Source organism: Streptomyces sp. AM 4-1-1 (genome assembly GCF_029167625.1).
Classification (GTDB): domain Bacteria; phylum Actinomycetota; class Actinomycetes; order Streptomycetales; family Streptomycetaceae; genus Streptomyces.
In genome coordinates, this window is sequence record NZ_CP119145.1 from 1,476,990 (window position 1) to 1,495,999 (window position 19,010).

The 19,010-nt window shown below is 69.1% G+C and carries 18 protein-coding genes and 1 riboswitch; of the genes, 5 read left to right on the plus strand and 13 right to left on the minus strand.

Annotated elements, in window-relative coordinates; genetic code table 11:
* Nucleotides 1–25: 25 nt before the first annotated feature.
* Nucleotides 26–268 (minus strand): hypothetical protein, encoded by a 243-nt coding sequence (locus tag PZB75_RS06130; RefSeq protein ID WP_275534264.1) that lies wholly within the window; start codon nucleotides 266–268, stop codon nucleotides 26–28.
* Between the two features lie 177 nt (nucleotides 269–445).
* Here PZB75_RS06130 and PZB75_RS06135 point away from each other — a divergent pair, with 177 nt between their 5' ends.
* Entirely contained in the window at nucleotides 446–1,183 is a 738-nt protein-coding gene (locus PZB75_RS06135; protein WP_275534265.1) for a rhomboid family intramembrane serine protease, read from the plus strand.
* Nucleotides 1,180–1,461 carry an Lrp/AsnC ligand binding domain-containing protein gene (locus PZB75_RS06140; protein WP_275534266.1) on the plus strand — a complete coding sequence of 94 codons (282 nt, stop codon included), beginning with the start codon at nucleotides 1,180–1,182 and terminating at the stop codon, nucleotides 1,459–1,461. Before PZB75_RS06135 ends, PZB75_RS06140 begins: the two co-directional genes overlap by 4 nt.
* 134 nt (nucleotides 1,462–1,595) lie before the next feature.
* Here the strand turns inward: PZB75_RS06140 and PZB75_RS06145 are convergent, their stop codons facing one another.
* From PZB75_RS06145 to PZB75_RS06170, 6 genes are all read right to left on the minus strand, one after another.
* Nucleotides 1,596–2,975, minus strand: a complete 1,380-nt coding sequence (locus tag PZB75_RS06145) for an aminotransferase class V-fold PLP-dependent enzyme (protein WP_275534267.1) — start codon at nucleotides 2,973–2,975, stop codon at nucleotides 1,596–1,598.
* 166 nt (nucleotides 2,976–3,141) lie between these two features.
* Nucleotides 3,142–3,259: riboswitch (SAM riboswitch) on the minus strand.
* Between the two features lie 87 nt (nucleotides 3,260–3,346).
* The gene (gene trpD, locus PZB75_RS06150) at nucleotides 3,347–4,411 is read right to left on the minus strand and encodes an anthranilate phosphoribosyltransferase (RefSeq protein WP_275534268.1); all 1,065 of its coding nucleotides are present in this window, start codon (nucleotides 4,409–4,411) and stop codon (nucleotides 3,347–3,349) included.
* Between the two features lie 125 nt (nucleotides 4,412–4,536).
* On the minus strand, nucleotides 4,537–6,186 hold the full coding sequence (locus PZB75_RS06155) for a cytochrome bc complex cytochrome b subunit (RefSeq protein ID WP_275534269.1): 1,650 nt from the start codon (nucleotides 6,184–6,186) through the stop codon (nucleotides 4,537–4,539).
* Nucleotides 6,183–7,235, minus strand: coding sequence for a Rieske 2Fe-2S domain-containing protein (locus PZB75_RS06160; RefSeq protein ID WP_275534270.1), 1,053 nt, complete (start codon nucleotides 7,233–7,235; stop codon nucleotides 6,183–6,185). Before PZB75_RS06160 ends, PZB75_RS06155 begins: the two co-directional genes overlap by 4 nt.
* Nucleotides 7,232–8,041 carry a c-type cytochrome gene (locus tag PZB75_RS06165; protein ID WP_275534271.1) on the minus strand — a complete coding sequence of 270 codons (810 nt, stop codon included), beginning with the start codon at nucleotides 8,039–8,041 and terminating at the stop codon, nucleotides 7,232–7,234. The genes PZB75_RS06160 and PZB75_RS06165 overlap by 4 nt, the downstream gene beginning before the upstream one ends.
* Nucleotides 8,042–8,103: 62 nt before the next feature.
* A complete protein-coding gene (locus PZB75_RS06170) occupies nucleotides 8,104–8,724 on the minus strand; it encodes a heme-copper oxidase subunit III (RefSeq protein ID WP_275534272.1) in 621 nt (206 codons plus the stop codon).
* 187 nt (nucleotides 8,725–8,911) lie between these two features.
* Here PZB75_RS06170 and PZB75_RS06175 point away from each other — a divergent pair, with 187 nt between their 5' ends.
* Entirely contained in the window at nucleotides 8,912–9,313 is a 402-nt protein-coding gene (locus tag PZB75_RS06175; RefSeq protein ID WP_275534273.1) for a hypothetical protein, read from the plus strand.
* A gap of 81 nt (nucleotides 9,314–9,394) precedes the next feature.
* On the opposite strand, the gene PZB75_RS06180 is transcribed toward PZB75_RS06175, so the two are convergent.
* The 4 genes from PZB75_RS06180 to coxB form a co-directional block, all read right to left on the minus strand.
* Nucleotides 9,395–10,648, minus strand: coding sequence for an Ig-like domain-containing protein (locus PZB75_RS06180; RefSeq protein WP_275534274.1), 1,254 nt, complete (start codon nucleotides 10,646–10,648; stop codon nucleotides 9,395–9,397).
* 146 nt (nucleotides 10,649–10,794) lie between these two features.
* Nucleotides 10,795–11,193: a cytochrome c oxidase subunit 4 gene (locus PZB75_RS06185; RefSeq protein ID WP_275534275.1), complete on the minus strand. Its 399-nt coding sequence runs from the start codon at nucleotides 11,191–11,193 to the stop codon at nucleotides 10,795–10,797.
* Nucleotides 11,190–12,923, minus strand: coding sequence for a cytochrome c oxidase subunit I (gene ctaD / locus PZB75_RS06190; protein WP_275534276.1), 1,734 nt, complete (start codon nucleotides 12,921–12,923; stop codon nucleotides 11,190–11,192). Before ctaD ends, PZB75_RS06185 begins: the two co-directional genes overlap by 4 nt.
* Nucleotides 12,920–13,882: a cytochrome c oxidase subunit II gene (gene coxB / locus PZB75_RS06195; RefSeq protein WP_275534277.1), complete on the minus strand. Its 963-nt coding sequence runs from the start codon at nucleotides 13,880–13,882 to the stop codon at nucleotides 12,920–12,922. Before coxB ends, ctaD begins: the two co-directional genes overlap by 4 nt.
* A 270-nt stretch (nucleotides 13,883–14,152) precedes the next feature.
* Here coxB and PZB75_RS06200 point away from each other — a divergent pair, with 270 nt between their 5' ends.
* Nucleotides 14,153–15,535: a cysteine desulfurase/sulfurtransferase TusA family protein gene (locus PZB75_RS06200; protein WP_275534278.1), complete on the plus strand. Its 1,383-nt coding sequence runs from the start codon at nucleotides 14,153–14,155 to the stop codon at nucleotides 15,533–15,535.
* Nucleotides 15,536–15,604: 69 nt separating this feature from the next.
* Here PZB75_RS06200 and PZB75_RS06205 read toward each other — a convergent pair whose 3' ends face one another.
* Nucleotides 15,605–16,579 carry a carbohydrate kinase family protein gene (locus PZB75_RS06205; protein WP_275534279.1) on the minus strand — a complete coding sequence of 325 codons (975 nt, stop codon included), beginning with the start codon at nucleotides 16,577–16,579 and terminating at the stop codon, nucleotides 15,605–15,607.
* A gap of 321 nt (nucleotides 16,580–16,900) precedes the next feature.
* Between PZB75_RS06205 and PZB75_RS06210 the strand changes: the two genes are divergently transcribed.
* Nucleotides 16,901–18,316, plus strand: coding sequence for a hypothetical protein (locus PZB75_RS06210; RefSeq protein ID WP_275534280.1), 1,416 nt, complete (start codon nucleotides 16,901–16,903; stop codon nucleotides 18,314–18,316).
* 136 nt (nucleotides 18,317–18,452) lie between these two features.
* Here the strand turns inward: PZB75_RS06210 and PZB75_RS06215 are convergent, their stop codons facing one another.
* On the minus strand, nucleotides 18,453–18,809 hold the full coding sequence (locus tag PZB75_RS06215) for an iron-sulfur cluster assembly accessory protein (RefSeq protein ID WP_107018256.1): 357 nt from the start codon (nucleotides 18,807–18,809) through the stop codon (nucleotides 18,453–18,455).
* Between the last annotated feature and the right edge of the window lie 201 nt (nucleotides 18,810–19,010).

The following is a 19,010-nucleotide window of genomic DNA, read 5'->3' on the forward strand; positions in this document are numbered from 1 at the left end:
CGTGATACGTCCGCGCACGACTCCGTCAGGAGCCGGCACCCGGCCTGTCGACCAGTTCGATCTGATCCAGCGCGTTGCACCAACGGCAACGGACCGACTCGATGGTCTCACTGACCACCTCGCGCTCCTCGACGTTCGACTTCCCCGCCAGGTCCAGATGGACGTATTCCACGACCTTGGACGACCGGGTCACGTCGAAGCGGGTGAGATTTCCACAGAGCGTGCAGCGCCAGCGAGTAGCATCGGTCGGCAGGGGGACCGTCGTCATCGTTGCGTCCTCTTTCGTCGTCCGTCGTTCGGCATACGAATGTGTCGCCTCATCGGTATCCCGCGGTGCGCCGTCGAACTGCGGATGTCCTCCCCGTAACCCTACGGCCTCGCGCATACCCATGAACACGGCGAGGCGCTCTGTCCGGGTCTCCCACCGTGCGTCATGCTCTGGGACATGACCGAGCGGCGACGGGGCGTGGCCAGCAGACTGCGACGCGCGGTGTCCACCGGCGGGCCCCCCGTCACCGACGGCCTGATCGGGCTGTGCGGCCTGGTCTTCCTGATCAGCCCGCTCTCCGGCTTCAACTCCTCCGGACGGACCGAAGCCCTCCTCGCCGAGCAGACCGCGTACTTCGAGCGCTGGGGCGTGATCCCCGGCGAGCTGTGGGACGGATCGGTCCATGCGGCGCTCACCCCGCTGACCGCCCTCTTCGTGCACGGGAGCTGGCTGCACCTGCTCGGCAACATGCTCTTTCTGTACGTCTTCGGGGCGATGACCGAGGAGCGCATGGGGCACGTCGAGTTCGCCCTCTTCTACCTCGGCAGCGGCTGTCTCGCACTGGTCGCCTACGCGGCGGCGCACGCCGGTTCCGACCAGACCCTGGTGGGCGCGTCCGGTGCGATCTCCGCGGTGCTCGGCGCGTTCCTCTGTCTGTTCCCCAGGGCCCGGGTGACCAGTCTCTTCCCGTTCCTCTTCTTCCTGCCGCTGCGCTTTCCCGCCTGGATCGTGCTCGTCTTCTGGTTCGCTCTCCAGTGGCTGGCGGCGCGGGGCGCGGGCAGCGGTCCCGGGGTGGCCTATCTCGCGCACGTGGTGGGCTTCGGCCTCGGCTTCCTCTACGCGTGGGGGCGTTTCCGGCGTGGGGCTAGAGTGAGGACTCCAGCCACGGCCACCGAGGGAGAAAGCCAGCCGTGATCACCGCGATCGTGCTCATCAAGACCAGCGTGGACCGGATTCCCGAGATCGCCGAATCGATCGCCGCGCTGGACAGTGTCAGCGAAGTCTTCTCGGTCACCGGTACGTACGACCTGATCGCCATCGTCCGCGTGTCCGCGCACGACGATCTGGCGGACATCATCCCCGGCCGGATCAGCAAGGTACCGGGGGTCGAGGCCACGGACACGCATGTCGCGTTCCGTACGTACTCCCAGCACGACCTGGAAGCGGCGTTCGCCATCGGGCTCGACGCCTGACGACTGTCGGTACAACGGACCGCCGTACACCGGACTGTCCGTACACCGGACCGCCGTGCACCGGCTGTCGGTGACGCCCGGCCGGGAGCGGGTCGCCGCCCGCCCCGGCCGGTTCGTCATCCCCGGCCGCAGGGTCAGAGCTGCGCGGTTCCCCGGTCGGGGACGCAGCGGCCGCCCTCGGTGCGGTACTTCCACTGGGCACCGTCACGCACCAGCTCCCGCACCGCGCGGACGAAGCGCCGCACGTGCTCCTCGGGCGTGCCGGCGCCGAAGCTCACCCGGATCGCGTTCAGCGACCGCTCCCCCGGCTCCCCCTCCGGCGCTCCGCACTCGCCCGGGTCCTGGGCGTCGCTGCCGAGCAGGGTGCGGACCAGCGGGTGCGCGCAGAACAGACCGTCGCGCACCCCGATGCCGTACTCCGCGGAGAGCGCGGCGGCGAAGTGCGAGCTGTTCCATCCCTCGACGACGAAGGAGATGACGCCGACCCGGGGGGCGTCGTCGCCGAACAGCGAGAGCACCCTGACCTCGGGGACCTCCGCGAGGCCCGCGCGGACCTCGGCGATGAGCGCCTGCTCACGGGCGACCAGCCCCTCGAAGCCGGCCTCGGTGAGGGCCTGGCAGGCGGAGGCGATGGCGTAGACGCCGATGACATTGGGCGAACCGGCCTCGTGGCGGGCGGCGGTGGTGTGCCACTCGACGTCCACCCCGCCGTCGGCGCGCCGGGCGACCTGGCGCGAGGCTCCGCCGCCCGCGAGGTACGGCTCGGCGTCCCTCAGCCAGTCGGCGCGGCCCGCGAGCACTCCGGAACCGAACGGCGCGTACAGCTTGTGTCCGGAGAAGGCGATCCAGTCGACGTCCAGTTCCGCGATGTCCACCGGGTGGTGCGGCGCGAGCTGCGCGGCGTCCAGCACGATCCGGGCGCCGTGCGCGTGGGCCGCGGCGGCCAGTTCCCGCACCGGCCACAGCTCACCGGTGACGTTGGAGGCGCCGGTGACGCAGACCAGCGCGGGCCCGTAGGGGTCGCGGCCGGCGAGTGCCCGCTCCAGCGTCTCGACGGCCTGGGCCGGGGTACGGGGGGCGTCGAGGTAGGTCACGCGGGCATCGCGCCAGGGCAGCAGGGACGCGTGGTGCTCGGTCTCGAAGACGAAGACCTCGCAGCCGGCGGGCAGTACCGCGGCGAGCAGATTGAGCGAGTCGGTGGTCGACCGGGTGAAGACCACCTGGTCGCCCTCCGGCCGGCAGCCGAGGAAGTCGGCGACCGTTCGGCGGCTGTTCTCGAAGAGGTCGGTGGACAGCTGGGAGAGGTATCCGGCACCCCGGTGGACACTGCCGTAGTACGGGGCGTACGCGGCGATGTCGTCCCACACCCGCTGGAGGGCCGGCGCGCTGGCCGCGTAGTCGAGTGCGGCGTAACCGGCCTCGCCCCCGGTGACGAGCGGAACGGTGACATCACGTCCCAGAACGGGCAGCGGGGCGCAAATGGACCGGTCGGCGGCAACGGTGGGGACAGACATGGCGAACTCCCGTAACAGGCAGGCGAATTCCTCGCGCCGGCGGATACGCGGCAGCGCGGGAGGAAGAGAGAAAGGAAGAAAAGTGCGCGGAGGAGGGCCGATGGCCCTAGCGCATTCGCGTGCTCACAAGAGGCTCCCTGAGGACCAGGACCCCAAGGCTTCGAGGGGTCCGCGCTTGCCGCAGACCTCGCTGCCTGCGGCCTGGTCTTCACCCGGGGCACCCCGCCACGGACGGAGGGTTGCCGGACAGCGGGCCGGGGCCGTAGTCGCTGTCACTCATGACCTGCGCAGCATCTTGCCACACATGGGGACATGCGCAAGGCGCGGTCCAGGATTCGAACCGCGCCTCGTCGAGATCAAGCCGGTGCCGGTCAGGCGTTGCTGGCCGCCACCCACCGCTCCAGCGTCCGTTCGGCCGCCCCGGTGTCGATGGAGTCGGCGGCCCGCGCGATCCCGGCGGCGAGCTGTTCGTTCAGGGTGCCCCCGGCCGGGTCCAGCGCCACCAGCGCCGCCGCCGTGTTGAGCAGCACCGCGTCCCGCACCGGGCCCTTCTCGCCCGCCAGCACCCGACGGGCCACATCGGCGTTGTACGAGGCGTCGGCGCCGCGCAGCGACTCCACCGGTACCAGTGCCAGACCGACGTCACGCGGGTCGAACGGCTCCTCGCGCACCGCGCCGTCCCGGACGGTCCAGACCCGGGAGGTGGCGGTGGTGGTCAGCTCGTCGAGACCGTCGTCGCCCCGGAAGACCAGCGCGGAGTTGCCGCGCTCGGCGAGGACGCCCGCGACGATGGGCGCCATCCGCAGATCGGCCACCCCGATGGCCTGGGACCGCACCCGGGCCGGGTTGGTGAGCGGTCCCAGGATGTTGAAGGTGGTCTGCGCGCCCAGCTCCCTGCGGGCCTTGGCCGCGTGTCTCAGGGCGGGGTGGAACTTCACCGCGAAGCAGAAGGTGATGCCGGCCTCCTCGGCGACCTCGACGACGCGCCGCGGCGTCAGTTCGAGGTTGACGCCGAGCTTCTCCAGGACGTCGGAGGCACCGCTCGCCGACGACGAGGCGCGGTTGCCGTGCTTGACGACCTTGGCGCCGGTGCCCGCGACGACGATCGCGGACATCGTGGAGATGTTGACCGTCTTGGCCAGGTCGCCGCCGGTACCGACGATGTCGACCGTCCGGCCCGGCACTTCGATGGTGTGGGCGTGCTCGTACATCGCCCTGACGAGTCCCGAGACCTCGCCGACGGTCTCTCCCTTGGCGCGCAGCGCGACGGCGAAGCCGGCGATCTGCGCGTCCGTCGCCTCGCCGCTCATGATGCGGTTCATCGCCCACGCGGTGTCGTCCGCGCTCAGGTCCTCGCCGCGCAGCAGGGGGTTCAGCACGCCGGGCCAGGACCGGGCCGCCACGCTGTCGCCGCCGACCGGGGTCACAACGTTCATGGTCCGCTCCTGGGGGTCCACAGCCGATAGAAGGATCGGCCCCCACCCTATCCAGCGTCCGGGACAGCGAAGAGCCCCGTCCAGCGAATGGACGGGGCTCCGGCTGTGGCGTTCAGTTCAAGCGATCAGTGGTGACCGTGGCCGCTGGTGATCTCCTTGTACTCCTCGGTGGTGGGCTTGGGGATCTGCGCGTCCTCGCCGTACAGGCTCTTGCTGAGCCTGACCCGGAGCTTGCGGACCGACGACGCCTTGCGCTCGACACCGTTCTCGTCGACGATCGCGCCGATCTCCTCGGGCGTGTACTGCTCGTGCGCGGTGAGCGTGTGCAGCTGCCCCGGGCTGAGCGGCTCGTGGATCTCGACGAACTCACCGTGCGGCAGGCGCTTGATGATGCCGGACTCACGTCCGTGCAGCACCTTCTCCCGGTCGCGACGCTGAAGACCGAGGCAGATCCGCCGGGTGGCGACGAAGGCGAGCACCGGTCCGACGAAGAAGGCGACCCGGACGAACCAGGTGATCGCGTTGATCGACAGATGGAAGTGGGTCGCCCAGATGTCGTTGCCGCCACCGATCAGCATGACGAAGTAGATCGTCACCCAGGCCACACCGAGCGAGGTGCGGGTCGGAGCGTTGCGCGGACGGTCCAGGATGTGGTGCTCGCGCTTGTCCCCGGTGATCCAGGACTCGATGAACGGCCAGAGCGCGAGCGCTCCCAGCACCACACCGAAGATCACCAGCGGGATGAACACGCCCAGGACCAGCGTGTGGCCCCAGAGGTTGATCTCCCAGCCCGGCATCACACGGACGAAGCCCTCGGCGAAGCCCATGTACCAGTCCGGCTGGGCGCCCGTCGACACCTGGTCCGGCCGGTAGGGGCCGATCCCCCAGATCGGGTTGATCGAGGCGATCGCCGCGATGATCGCGATGAAGCCGAAGACCAGGAAGAAGAAGCCGCCGGCCTTGGCCATGTACACCGGGAGCAGCGGCATGCCGACGACGTTCTTGTTCGTACGGCCGGGGCCCGCGAACTGCGTGTGCTTGTGGTAGAAGACCAGGATCAGGTGCGCCACCAGCAGCCCGAGCATGATGCCCGGCAGCAGCAGGATGTGGATCGAGTAGAACCGGGCGATGAAGTCGCCGCCCGGGAACTCCCCGCCGAACAGGAACATCGAGATGTAGGTGCCGACGATCGGCACCGACAGGATCGCGCCCTGGGTGAAGCGGACACCGGTGCCCGAGAGCAGGTCGTCCGGGAGCGAGTAGCCGGTGAAACCGGTGAACATGCCGAGGACGAACAGCAGGAAGCCGAACAGCCAGTTGATCTCACGCGGCTTGCGGAACGCGCCGGTGAAGAAGACGCGCATCATGTGCACGAACATGCCGGCGAGGAAGATGACCGCGGCCCAGTGGTGGATCTGCCGGACCAGCAGACCACCGCGGACGTCGAAGCTGATGTTCAGCGTCGACGCGTACGCCTCGGACATCCGGATGCCCTGCATGGGCTCGTACGGGCCGTGGTACACGACCTCGTTCATGCTGGGGTGGAAGAACAGCGTCAGATACACACCCGTGAGGATGATGATGATGAAGCTGTAGAGGCAGATCTCGCCCAGCATGAAGGACCAGTGGTCCGGGAAGATCTTGCGCATGTTGGACTTGGCCAGGGAGTAGATCCCGAGCCGCCCGTCCGCCCAGTCGGCAACCCGCTCACCGGCGGGTGCCTTGCGGTTGTCCGCCGCGTCCGCGGCGGGCGTGTTCGATGTCGCAGTACTCATCCGCGCTCCCAGAAGGCAGGACCGACGGGCTCTTCGAAGTCCCCGAGCGCCTCGAGGTTGCCCTCGCTGTTCACACCGATCCGCAGCTGCGGAAGGGCGTGGCCGGCCGGACCGAAGATGACGCGGGCGCCGTCGGAGAGGTCGAAGGTGGACTGGTGGCACGGGCAGAGCACGTGGTGCGTCTGCTGCTCGTACAGGCTGATCGGGCAGCCGACGTGGGTGCAGATCTTCGAGAAGGCCACGATTCCCTCGTGGGCCCACTCGCGCTCACGCTTGTCCTTGATGTTCTCCGGCTCGATGCGGACGATCATCAGTGCGGCCTTGGCGATCTGCGTCTGGAAGTCGTGCGCGTCCTCCTCCAGGCCCTCGGGCATGGCGAAGGTCAGCGAACCGACGGCGACGTCCTCGGGGCGCAGCGGCTGCATCGTGTTCATGTTGACGAGCTGCTTGCCCTTCGCCCACAGGGTGGAGCGGAGCTTCTTCTCCGGCAGCGGACCGAGGTCGCGCAGCAGCACCACACCGGAGAGCGGCACCAGGGCCAGCGCGCCGAACATGGTGTTCCGGATCAGCTTGCGGCGGCCGAAGGCGGACTCCTCGGCGCCGGCCTTGAAGTCGGCGAGGACCTTGGACCTGACCTCGGGCTCGGCCGCGATCGGGTGCCGCTCGTCGGCCACTTCCACGTCGGACATCAGGGTGCGCGCCCAGTGGACGGCTCCGGCGCCGATCGCGAAGAGCGCCACGCCCAGGGTCAGCCCGAGCGAGAAGTTGAGCGCGCTCACGTGGCCGAACGGCCAGATGAACACGATCTTGTCGACCGGGAAGATGACGTAGGAGGCGATGAAGCCGACCGTCGCCAGCATGGACAGCGTGAACAGGAGCGCGACCGTGCGCTCGGACCGCTTCGCGGCCCGTTCGTCGATGTCCTGGATGCGCGGCTGGTGGGCCGGCAGCCCCGGGTCGGCGAACGGATCGCCCGCGCCCTCTACCGCGCCGTGCGCGGGGTCCTGCTCAGCGGGCAGGTTCTCTTCTGGATTCTCTTGGCTACTCATGACTTCTTGGCCTTAGCGGTGTGGGCCGCGACCCAGACGGCAACTGCGATCAGTCCACCCAGCCCGAAGATCCAGCCGAAAAGACCCTCGCTGACGGGACCGAGGCCGCCCAGGGACAGGCCCCCGGGGCTCGCGGTGTCCGAACCGTTCACCGTCTGGACGTACGCGATGATGTCCTTCTTCTCCTTCTCCGGCATCGTCGTGTCGGGGAAGGAGGGCATGCTCTGCGGGCCGGTCTGCATGGCCTCGTAGAGGTGCTTCGGGGAGACGCCTTCCAGGCTCGGGGCGTACTTGCCGTGCGTCAGCGCGCCGCCCTTGCCGGTGAAGTTGTGGCACTGGGCGCAGTTGGTGCGGAACAGCTCACCGCCCTTGGCGATGTCCGCGCCCTCGGGGCTGACCTGCTTGTCGGTCGGCGTGATCGGACCGGCGCCGAGCGACGCGACGTACGCCGCGAGCTGGTCGATCTCGGGCTGCGTGTAGATGACCTTCTTCTTCGGTACCTGGGCGCCCGGCTGCTGCGCGGGCATGCGGCCCGTACCGACCTGGAAGTCGACGGCGGCCGAGCCCACGCCGACCAGGAGTGGCCCGTCGGTGGTGCCCTGACCGCCGGTTCCGTGGCAGCTGGCGCAACCGACGGAGTAGAGCTTCTTGCCCTCCTCGATGGCGAGGGACTGGGCGGTGTCGTCGGCCTGCGCCTTACCCGCAGGCGCAAACGCGGCGTACAGCCCCCCAGTGGCCGCCAGCGCGAGGAGTAGTACGACGACGGCCGCCAGAGGATGGCGTCGTCGTGCGGAGAGCTTTTTCACGGATTACCCCGGTGTCAGGATCTTCTGCGTCGATGCTGGATGGGTGTCGGGTGCGAGCCCGGTTACTTGATCAGGTAGATCGTGGCGAAGAGGCCGATCCACACGACATCGACGAAGTGCCAGTAGTAGGACACGACGATGGCTGCGGTGGCCTGTTCGTGGGTGAATCTCTTGGCCGCGTATGTCCTGCCCAGGACGAGCAGGAAGGCGATGAGACCGCCTGTCACATGCAGACCGTGGAAGCCTGTGGTCAGGTAGAACGCCGAGCCGTAGGGGTCGGAGGACAGCGAGAGGCCGTCCTTCTTCACCAGCTCGGTGTACTCGAAGACCTGGCCTCCGATGAAGATCGCACCCATCACGAAGGTGATCACGAACCAGGTACGGAGCTTCTTCACGTCGCCCCGCTCCGCGGCGAAGACGCCGAGCTGGCAGGTGAGGGAAGAGAGCACCAGGATCGTGGTGTTCGTGGCCGAGAACGGAAGGTTCAGGCTGGACGCCATTTCCTTCCAGTGCTCGGGTCCCGTCACCGATCGCAGGGTGAAGTACATCGCGAAGAGGGCCGCGAAGAACATCAGCTCGGAACTCAACCAGATGATGGTTCCGACGCTGGTGAGGTTCGGTCGATTGACCGACGGGTGCGCGTGCCCGGTTTCTACTGTCGTTGCTGTCGCCACGACCGACATTATGTCGGTCGCTTATCCCGCCCTCACTCCGGGGGGTGCTGTTCGGTGTGTCAGCGGGGTGTGTCCTCCCCGAACGGCCCATCGAATCGGTGTCCTTACCGGTACTGACAGGCTGTCGGGCGGAGTACGATCCGCCCATCGGTTCATGCCCTGAAAGCCCCGAAGACACAGATGTCACGGAGGAACAATGCAGCCGACCGCCACGGTCCTGGTCTACAGCGACGACGCCAACACCCGTGAGCAGGTGAGGCTGGCTGCCGGGCGCAGGCCCGCGGCGGACGTGCCCCCTGTGAGGTTCCTGGAGTGCGCCACCCTGCCGGCCGTCCTCACGGCCCTCGACAACGGGGGGATCGACGTCTGCGTGCTGGACGGCGAGACGGCCCCGATCGGCGGTATGGGTGTCTGCCGTCAGATCAAGGACGAAGTTTTTCGCTGCCCGCCCGTGTTGCTCCTCATGGGACGCCCCCAGGACGCCTGGCTCGCCACCTGGAGCCGTGCGGACGCCGCTGTGACGCTCCCTGTCGAGCCGGTGGAGTTCGCGGACACCCTGGCCGCCCTGCTGCGTGCCAGGCTCTCCGTGGAGGCGTGACGGCGTCCTGAGCCCTCCGTGCGGCTCGGCCGGTCCTCCCGCTCGTGGTCCCGGTGAGCGGCGGCGCGCTCCCGGGGCCGGTCAGACCCCGGGGCGCAGTCGCGCCGCCTGGACGGTGCGGGCGCCGTCGGTGGTGTTGTTCAGCAGGGCGCTGCCCTGCTGCCACTTGTCCCACGACAGGTTCCAGTCCCCGTAGCCGTTGTCGAAGGGGGTCATCGTGTCGCCCTCGCTCCCGACGACCTCGACGATGTCGCCCTCGCGCACGGTGTCGAAGAACCATTCGGCGTCGCTGGTGCTCATGCCCGTGCAGCCGTGGCTGACGTTGGCGCTGCCCTGCGAGCCGGTGGACCAGGGGGCGGCGTGGACGTACTCGCCGCTCCAGGTGACACGGGTGGCGAAGTAGACCGGCAGGTCGTACGAGTCGGCCGAACCGGCGGCGATGCCGATGCTCTCGCCGCGCATCCGTACGTACCGCTCCTTGCCGAGGACCACCTTGACGCCGTTACGGGTGGAGAACCCGGGCTTGCCGGTGGTCACCGGCATGGTGTTGATCACTTCCCCGTTCCGTTTGACCGTCATGGTGTGGTCGGCCGCGTCGGTGACGGCTTCTATGCGGTCGCCGGTGGTCAGTCTCAGCGGCTTCGCGGGGGCCCCGTAGAGGCTGTCGGTCAGTTTTATGCCCGTCAGGTTGCTGCGGACCTCGATGGTGGCCTTGGCGGGCCAGTACTCCTGGGGGCGGTAGTGCAGGGTCTTGTCGTCGACCCAGTACCAGGAACCGGTGGCGGCGGGCGTCGAGCGCACCTTCAGTCCGCGTTCGATGGTGGCCCGGGCGGCCGGATCGGTGACCGGGACACTGAGTTCGGCCGTGACGGGCTGCCCGACGCCGTAGGTGCCGGCCTGCGGGCCGAAGGCGATCTTCAGCAGCTTCTTCGACGTGCCGGTCTCGAAGGAGACGGTGCGCCGGCCCGGGGCGCCGTCGCTGTCCTCGGTGCTGACCGCGACGGTGTAGCGGGTGCCGGCCGCGAGCGGGGCCGTGGAGTGCCAGCGCATCCCGTCCGCGGTGAGTTCGCCCGCCAGGTGTCGGCCCTCGGTGTCCATGGCCGTCACGTCCGTGATGCGCCCCTCGCCGCTCTCCGCGGTGACTTCGAGGGGTTTGTCGGCGTCGGCCCTTCCCTTGTCCACCGAACCGTTGAAGGTGATCTGGTCGGCGGCGTCGTACGGCTGGGCGGCGAGCGGATGGCCGTCGGGGCCTCCGCAGGCGGTGGCTGCCGCGACCAGAGTCACGACGAGCAGGGTGCAGCTCACTGCGTTTCGGGTGCGCGGCGTGTGGTTCATGAACCCACGCTAAGAAGATTCATCCGATCCAGCGCGTTCAACGACTGCAAACGAGGGCCGGGAGCGGCGTGAGGGGCCCGGACATCTCGTGTCGGAGATGTCCGGGCCCCTCGCCGAGGTGCCGCCGGGTCATATGGACCGTGCTGTCACTGGGTGCGGTTCTCACCGCGGTAGTACTCGAAGACCCAGCCGAACAGCCCGATCAGCAGGAGCGGGGCCGAGAAGTACAGCAGCCACCAGCCGAAGGCCACGCCCATGAAGGCGAAGGCGCCACCGAGGGCCAGTGAGAGCGGCTGCCAGCTGTGCGGGGAGAAGAACCCCACCTCGCCGGCCTCGTCCGCGACGTCGGCCTCCTTGTTGTCCTGGGCCATGACGTCGATCCGCCGGGCCGTGAAGGCCAGGTAGAAGCCGATCATGACACTCAGGCCGAAGGCGAGGGTGAGGGCGGTGGTGCCGACCGGCTCCTTCGACCAGACGCCGTAGGTGACGGCGACGGCGAGCAGGAAGACGCTCAGCCAGAGGAACATCTTTCCCTGGAGCTTCACTTGCCGACCTCCTTGCCGCCGACGAGCGCCTTCTCGTCCTCGGCGTGTCCCAACTGTTCGAGCGCGGTGATCTCCGGGTGGTGCAGATCGAACGCCGGGGATTCGGAGCGGATGCGCGGCAGGGTGATGAAGTTGTGCCGGGGCGGCGGGCAGGACGTCGCCCATTCGAGCGAACGGCCGTAGCCCCACGGGTCGTCGACCTCGATCTTCTTGCCGTACTTGGCGGTCTTCCACACGTTGTAGAAGAACGGCAGGATCGACAGTCCGAGCAGGAACGAGGAGATCGTCGAGATCGTGTTCAGCGCGGTGAATCCGTCGGCGGCCAGGTAGTCCGCGTACCGACGCGGCATTCCCTCGGCGCCGAGCCAGTGCTGGACCAGGAACGTGCCGTGGAAACCGATGAACAGCGTCCAGAAGGTGATCTTGCCCAGGCGTTCGTCCAGCATCTTGCCGGTGAACTTCGGCCACCAGAAGTGGAAGCCGGAGAACATCGCGAAGACCACGGTGCCGAAGACGACGTAGTGGAAGTGCGCGACCACGAAGTACGAGTCCGAGACGTGGAAGTCCATCGGCGGCGAGGCCAGGATGACACCGGTCAGACCACCGAAGGTGAAGGTGATCAGGAAGCCGACGGCCCAGAGCATCGGTGTCTCGAAGGACAACGAGCCCTTCCACATCGTGCCGATCCAGTTGAAGAACTTCACCCCGGTGGGCACCGCGATGAGGAACGTCATGAACGAGAAGAACGGCAGCAGCACCCCGCCGGTGACGTACATGTGGTGCGCCCACACCGTCACCGAGAGACCGGCGATGGAGATGGTCGCGGCCACCAGGCCGATGTAGCCGAACATCGGCTTGCGGCTGAACACCGGGATCACTTCGGAAATGATCCCGAAGAAGGGCAGGGCGATGATGTACACCTCTGGATGGCCGAAGAACCAGAAGAGGTGTTGCCAGAGCAGTGCGCCGCCGTTGGAGGCGTCGAAGATATGTGCCCCGAATTTCCGATCCGCCTCCAGCGCGAAGAGCGCAGCGGCGAGCACCGGGAAGGCGAGCAGGACCAGCACACCGGTCAGCAGGACGTTCCACACGAAGATCGGCATGCGGAACATCGTCATTCCGGGTGCGCGCATGCAGATGATCGTGGTGATGAAGTTGACCGAACCGAGGATCGTACCGAAGCCGGAGAAGGCCAGACCCATGATCCACATGTCCGCGCCGACGCCCGGCGAACGGACCGCGTCCGACAGCGGGGAGTAGGCGAACCAGCCGAAGTCGGCGGCGCCCTGCGGGGTGATGAACCCGGCCACCGCGATCAGCGAGCCGAAGAGGTACAGCCAGTACGCGAACATGTTCAGCCGAGGGAACGCCACGTCGGGCGCGCCGATCTGGAGCGGCATGATCCAGTTCGCGAACCCGGCGAACAACGGCGTCGCGAACATCAGCAGCATGATCGTGCCGTGCATCGTGAACGCCTGGTTGAACTGCTCGTTCGACATGATCTGCGTGCCGGGCCTGGCGAGCTCGGCGCGCATGAAGAGCGCCATCAGACCGCCGATGCAGAAGAACGCGAACGACGTGACCAGGTACATCGTGCCGATCGTCTTGTGGTCAGTGGTGGTCAACCACTTGATGACGACGCTTCCCGGCTGCTTGCGCCGGACCGGCAGCTGGTCCTCGTACGAGTCGTCTGCTGCCGCGGCACCCTGAGGTTCGTTGAGGATGCTCACAGTTTGTTCGTCTCCGCATTCCTGGCCGGGTCCGTCTGCGCGATACCGGCCGGCACATAGCCCGTCTGGCCCTTCTTCGCCAGCTCCTTGAGGTGCGCCTGGTAGCGCTCCGGGGAGACGATCTTGACGTTGAAGAGCATCCGGGAGTGGTCGACGCCGCAGAGCTCGGCGCACTTGCCCATGTAGGTGCCCTCCATGCTCGGAGTCACCTCGAAGGAGTTGGTGTGGCCCGGAATGACGTCCTGCTTCATGAGGAACGGCACCACCCAGAAGGAGTGGATGACGTCACGCGAGGTCAGGACGAAACGAACCCTCTCGCCCTTCGGCAGCCACAGGGTCGGGCCCGGGTTGCCGTTCTGCGGGTTACGGGTGCCGGGGACACCGATGTCGTACACACCTTCGGCTCCCTTGGGGAAGTCCTTCTGGAGCCTGTCCGGGATGGCCCCGATCTCCTTGGAGTTCTCGGACCCGGTGGCGGGGTCCCCGTCCACGTCCTCGATGTAGTTGAAGCCCCAGCTCCACTGGAAGCCCACCACGTTGATGGTGTGGGTGGTCTTCGGGGAGAGTTCGAGGAGCTTCGACTCGTCGCGGGCGGTGAAGTAGAAGAGCACCGAGACGATGATGAGGGGGACCACGGTGTACAACGCCTCGATGGGCATGTTGTACCGGGTCTGCGGAGGTACCTCCACCTTGGTCCGGCTACGCCGGTGGAAGATGACGCTCCAGATGATCAGTCCCCAGACCAGCACGCCCGTGGCGAGCGCTGCCGCCCACGAGCCCTGCCAGAGGGAGAGGATGCGAGGAGCCTCTTCCGTTACCGGTGTGGGCATACCAAGGCGGGGAAAGTCCTTGTACGAGCAACCGGTGGCGGTCGCAAGAATAAGGCCCGCAGTCAGCACCTGCGGCAGCTTCCGCCGCATCGGGCGCCGCGACGAGCGGTCGGAGCCGTTGGGACTCACGTAGCGCCTTCCCGAGAGTCTCGCCCGCGCGGTAGGTGCGGCCGTCTCACACGTCGGTCGCCGGCCCTGACGCGGGCAGGGGTTTGGATGTTTATGCGGACCAAACCCTACTGGACGCTATTTGGGGTCGCGCGGGGAGGGTGCCCAACGCGCCGCCCGACCCACCGAAGAGGTGGAATCCGGGTGTGCTGGAGCCATCTGACGCCTCCTCTTCCGGCCGGACCGGCGGCCCGCGCGGACCGGCGGAGGCCCGCGGGCTAGCGTGACCGTGTGCCCTACTTCGACGCCGCCTCCTCCGCTCCCCTGCATCCGGTCGCCCGTCAGGCGCTGCTTGCCTCGTTGGACGAGGGCTGGGCCGATCCGGCCCGGCTCTACCGGGAGGGGCGGCGGGCCGGGCTGCTGCTCGACGCGGCCCGGGAGGCGGCCGCCGAGGCGGTCGGATGCCGTCCCGACGAGCTGGCGTTCACCTCGTCGGGGACCGCCGCGGTGCACTCCGGAATTTCCGGAGCCCTCGCGGCGCGTCGGCGTGTCGGGGGCCATGTGGTGGCCTCGACTGTCGAACACTCGTCCGTACTCCACTCGGTCGCGGCCCATGAGGCGCGCGGCGGCTCGCGTTCCGAGGTGGCGGTCGGCCGGACCGGCGCGGTGACGGCGGAGGGGTACACAGACGCGCTGCGCGAGGACACCGCGCTGGCCTGCCTCCAGTCCGCCAACCACGAGGTGGGCACGGAACAGCCGGTGGCCGAGGTAGCGGAGGTCTGCCGCGCGGCGGGGGTGCCGCTGCTGGTGGACGCGGCGCAGTCGCTGGGGTGGGCCCAGGTGCCGGGCGCCTGGTCGCTGCTGGCGGCGAGCGCCCACAAGTGGGGCGGTCCCGCCGGGGTGGGGCTGCTCGTCGTGCGCAAGGGCGTCAGATTCGCGCCCCAAGGCCCGGCCGACGAGCGCGAGTCGGGGCGGGCGGCCGGTTTCGAGAACATTCCGGCGATCGTGGCGGCGGCGGCCTCGCTGCGGGCGGTACGCGCCGAGGCCGCGGCGGAGGCCGTACGGCTGCGGGCGCTGGTGGACCGCGTCCGGGCCCGGGTGCCCGAGTTGGTGCCCGATGTGGAGGTGGTCGGTGATCCGGTGCGGCGGCTGCCGCATCTGGTGACCTTCTCCTGTCTCTATGCCGACGGGGAGACCCTGCTCCACGCGCTCGACCGGGCGGGGTTCTCCGCGTCGTCCGGCTCGTCCTGCACGAGCGGCACGCTGACGCCGAGCCATGTGCTGCGGGCGATGGGGGTGCTGTCCGAGGGCAATGTGCGGGTGTCGCTGCCGACCGGTACCTCCGACGCGGACGTCGACCGGTTCCTCGATGCGCTGCCGGGGCTGGTGGCGGGCGTACGGGAGTCGCTGGGAGCTCCCGTACCGCGGACGCAGACGTCCGCGACGGCGGATTCGCTGGTGATCGACGTGCTGGGGGAACGCTGTCCGGTTCCGGTCATCGAGCTGGCGAAGGTGATCGGGGACGTGCCGGTCGGCGGGACGGTGACCGTCCTCTCCGACGACGAGGTGGCGGGTCTCGACATCCCGGCGTGGTGCTGGATGCGCGAGCAGGAGTACGTCGGCGAGCGGCCGGCGGACCGGGGCGTGGCCCATGTGGTCCGCCGGCTCAGCTGAGGGGTGTCCCGCGACCTCCGGCGGGACACCCCTCAGGTTCTTCCGTTCCGAACGGGCCGGGCGGGTCCGTCAGACGAGGTGCGTGCGGACCTCGTCGGCGGCCTCGTCCCCGTACGCCTTGGTGAAGCGGTCCATGAAGTGGGTGCGGCGCATCGTGTACTCCTGGGTGCCGAGCGTCTCGATGACCAGCGTGGCCAGCATGCAGCCGACCTGCGCCGCCCGCTCCAGGCCGACGCCCCAGGAGAGGCCGGAGAGGAAACCGGCCCGGAAGGCGTCACCGACGCCGGTCGGGTCGACCTTCGCCTCCTCGTCGGGGCAGCCCACCTCGATGGGGTCCTCGCCGACCCGCTCGATGCGGACGCCGCGGGCGCCGAGGGTGGTGACGCGGTGGCCGACCTTGCCCAGGATCTCCTCGTCGCTCCAGCCGGTCTTCGACTCGATGAGGCCCTTCTCGTACTCGTTGGAGAAGAGATAGGTGGCGCCGTCGAGGAGGATACGGATCTCCTCGCCGTCCATCCGCGCGATCTGCTGCGAGAAGTCGGCGGCGAAGGGGATGCCCCGGGAGCGGCACTCCTCGGTGTGGCGGAGCATCGCCTCCGGGTCGTCCGCGCCGACCGACACGAGGTCCAGGCCGCCGACGCGGTCGGCGACGGACTTCAGTTCGATCAGCCGCGCCTCGCTCATCGCGCCCGTGTAGAAGGAGCCGATCTGGTTGTGGTCGGCGTCCGTCGTGCACACGAAGCGGGCGGTGTGCAGGACCTCGGAGATCCGGACCGAACCGGTGTCGACGCCGTGGCGGTCGAGCCAGGCGCGGTATTCGTCGAAGTCGGAGCCCGCGGCGCCGACCAGGATCGGGGCGGTGCCGAGCAGGCCCATGCCGAAGCAGATGTTGGCGGCGACACCGCCCCGGCGCACGTCGAGATTGTCGACCAGGAACGAGAGCGAGACCGTGTGCAGCTGCTCCGCGACCAGTTGGTCGGCGAAGCGGCCGGGGAAGGTCATGAGGTGGTCGGTGGCGATGGAACCGGTGACTGCGATTCGCACGGGAGGCTGCTCCTGCGGAAGTCGGAGAAGCGGCCCGCACAGGGCCGCTCGCTCCGGGACGGCGTGACAGTTCACGCTACCCGCTGACGGGTCGCGTCCAGAAGTGGAGGAAACCACCCGTTAGCCGGACTTTCCCCCGAAGACGGGTGAGGAGCCTGGGGCAGGTGTGCCGGACCGGAGCGGCCCCGGGGCCCACCGGGCCGGTGAGCCGCCGGATTCGACAGGGGGGGAACCGCTCGCTCCGCCGCTCCGTCCCACCTCCGTCCCCCGTACCAGGGGGAGATGGGCACGTGACGACAACGCAGTCGAAGGAGCGATCCCGTGAGCACCGAGCGATCCGACAACGACGTGACCGGCACCCGGAGGCGACGTTCGCCGTTCGCCGTGGCCTCGGTGGCGGCGGCCGTGCTGCTGGCCGGGGGCGGCGGGGCGTACTGGGCCGCCGCCGCCTCGGGCGGTGGTGGTGACAGCGCGGACTCCACCCCGGCCGCCGGCACCGGTGGCACTCCTCCCGCACTGGTCCTGGACGGCCCCGGGGACGGCACCTCGCGGGGCATCGCGCCCGGTGAGCCGGACCCCACCGGCGGCGGGGTGGTCTACCGTGCGGCGGGTCCGCTGCCGGACGGTCCCGGCCGGGCCGCCGTACGGCACGCGCGGGGCACCGTGTCGGCCGACGAGGTGGCCCGGCTGGCGAGGGCGCTGGACGTGGCGGGCACTCCGGTGCGTTCGGGCACGGACTGGACGGTGGGGTCGGGTGGGGACGGCTCCGGGCCGTTCCTCCGGGTGGGACAACAGGCGCCCGGCACCTGGACGTTCGCCCGCCACGGCTCGGGCGGTACGGACAACTGCCGCAAGGGGCCGACGTGTTCGAGTGGCGAGCTGGGCGGGACCCCGGTGAGCGAGCAGGCCGCGAAGTCGGTCGCCGCGCCCGTGCTGAAGGCGCTCGGCCAGGGTGACGCCTCGCTCGACGCGGGCCAGCTGATGGGCGGCGTGCGGGTGGTGAACGCCGACCCGAAGGCGGACGGGCTGCCCACGTACGGCTGGTCGACCGGGGTGCAGGTGGGCCCCGGCGGTGATGTGGTGGGCGGCAGTGGACAGTTGAAGGGGCTGACGAAGGGGGCCGAGTATCCGGTGATCAGCGCGGGCGACGCGCTGAAGCAGCTGAACGGGCGCGACCGGAGGGGCGGGCACGTGGAGATCGGCGGTTGCGCCACTCCCGTACCGGATTCGAGTGACCTGAAGGCGCCCCGGACACCGTGCGCACCGCGGACCGGCACGACGACGGTGACGATCGACAAGGCGGTGTTCGGTCTGTCCGCCCAGTACGCCAACGGGCAGCGGGTCCTCGTGCCGTCGTGGCTGTTCTCCACCCGGCCGGTCACGGGCGGGCCGGGCAGCACCATCGCACAGGTCGCGGTGGACCCGGCGTCGCTGGTGATGCCGGGGCCGCCCGCGAAGGCCTCCCCCGCCGCACCGCAGTCGCGTGTCACGTCGTACGGCGTGGAGGGACGGACGCTGACGGTGACGTTCTGGGGCGGGGTGTGCGACACGTACCGGGCGAGCGCGGTCGAGGACGACGACACGGTACGGGTGACGGTCACCAAGTCCCCGTCGCAGACGAAGAGGGCCTGCGTGATGATCGCGAAGCAGCTGACCCGGCCGGTGACGCTGGACGCCCCGCTCGGTGACCGGAAGGTGGTCGACGCGGCGTCGGGCAGCGCGGTTCCGCTCGCCTGACCGCCCCTGCCGCGCCTCGCCCGCGCCCGCGCGCGGACACGACAGCGGCGGCGGCCCCGGGTTCCGGGGCCGCCGCCGCTGTCGTGTCCGCGCGGGTCCTTGAGGCCGGTGCCGGGCCCCGCCGAGGACGCGGTGCTCAGCTGAAGGAGTCACCACAGGCGCAGGAACCCGTGGCGTTCGGGTTGTCGATGGTGAAGCCCTGCTTCTCGATGGTGTCGACGAAGTCGATGGAGGCGCCACCGAGGTACGGGGCGCTCATGCGGTCGGTCACGACCTTGACGCCACCGAAGTCCTTCACGACGTCCCCGTCGAGCGAGCGCTCGTCGAAGAAGAGCTGGTAGCGCAGGCCGGAGCAACCGCCGGGCTGGACGGCGACGCGCAGCGCCAGGTCGTCACGGCCCTCCTGCTCCAGCAGGCCCTTGACCTTGGCGGCGGCGGCGTCGGACAGGAGGATGCCGTCGCTCACGGTGGTGGTCTCGTCCGATACGGACATCTGCTTCTCTCCCGGGTTGTACGGACTGCTTGCCGACGTGTGCAACCGTCGGGGCCGCGGATTCATTCCGGGCCGAGCGCTTGCCTGTTCCTTCATGCTCGCACACCGGGCGCGGCAGCGGGGGTGCGCGGGGGTCCCGATCGTCCGGGCCGGAATGCGTCACATCGACGCTATCGGCATCGTCAAAGTGACGTGAAGCGG

What these genes read in the sequence shown, in the direction of transcription:
- PZB75_RS06145 (WP_275534267.1), bottom strand. Translation starts at nt 2,975, where the DNA reads ATGTCTGTCCCCACCGTTGCCGCCGACCGGTCCATTTGCGCCCCGCTG.
- PZB75_RS06130 (WP_275534264.1), bottom strand. Translation starts at nt 268, where the DNA reads ATGACGACGGTCCCCCTGCCGACCGATGCTACTCGCTGGCGCTGCACG.
- PZB75_RS06135 (WP_275534265.1), top strand. Translation starts at nt 446, where the DNA reads ATGACCGAGCGGCGACGGGGCGTGGCCAGCAGACTGCGACGCGCGGTG.
- PZB75_RS06170 (WP_275534272.1), bottom strand. Translation starts at nt 8,724, where the DNA reads ATGTCGGTCGTGGCGACAGCAACGACAGTAGAAACCGGGCACGCGCAC.
- PZB75_RS06160 (WP_275534270.1), bottom strand. Translation starts at nt 7,235, where the DNA reads ATGAGTAGCCAAGAGAATCCAGAAGAGAACCTGCCCGCTGAGCAGGAC.
- PZB75_RS06180 (WP_275534274.1), bottom strand. Translation starts at nt 10,648, where the DNA reads ATGAACCACACGCCGCGCACCCGAAACGCAGTGAGCTGCACCCTGCTC.
- PZB75_RS06215 (WP_107018256.1), bottom strand. Translation starts at nt 18,809, where the DNA reads ATGTCCGTATCGGACGAGACCACCACCGTGAGCGACGGCATCCTCCTG.
- PZB75_RS06155 (WP_275534269.1), bottom strand. Translation starts at nt 6,186, where the DNA reads ATGAGTACTGCGACATCGAACACGCCCGCCGCGGACGCGGCGGACAAC.
- PZB75_RS06175 (WP_275534273.1), top strand. Translation starts at nt 8,912, where the DNA reads ATGCAGCCGACCGCCACGGTCCTGGTCTACAGCGACGACGCCAACACC.
- trpD (WP_275534268.1), bottom strand. Translation starts at nt 4,411, where the DNA reads ATGAACGTTGTGACCCCGGTCGGCGGCGACAGCGTGGCGGCCCGGTCC.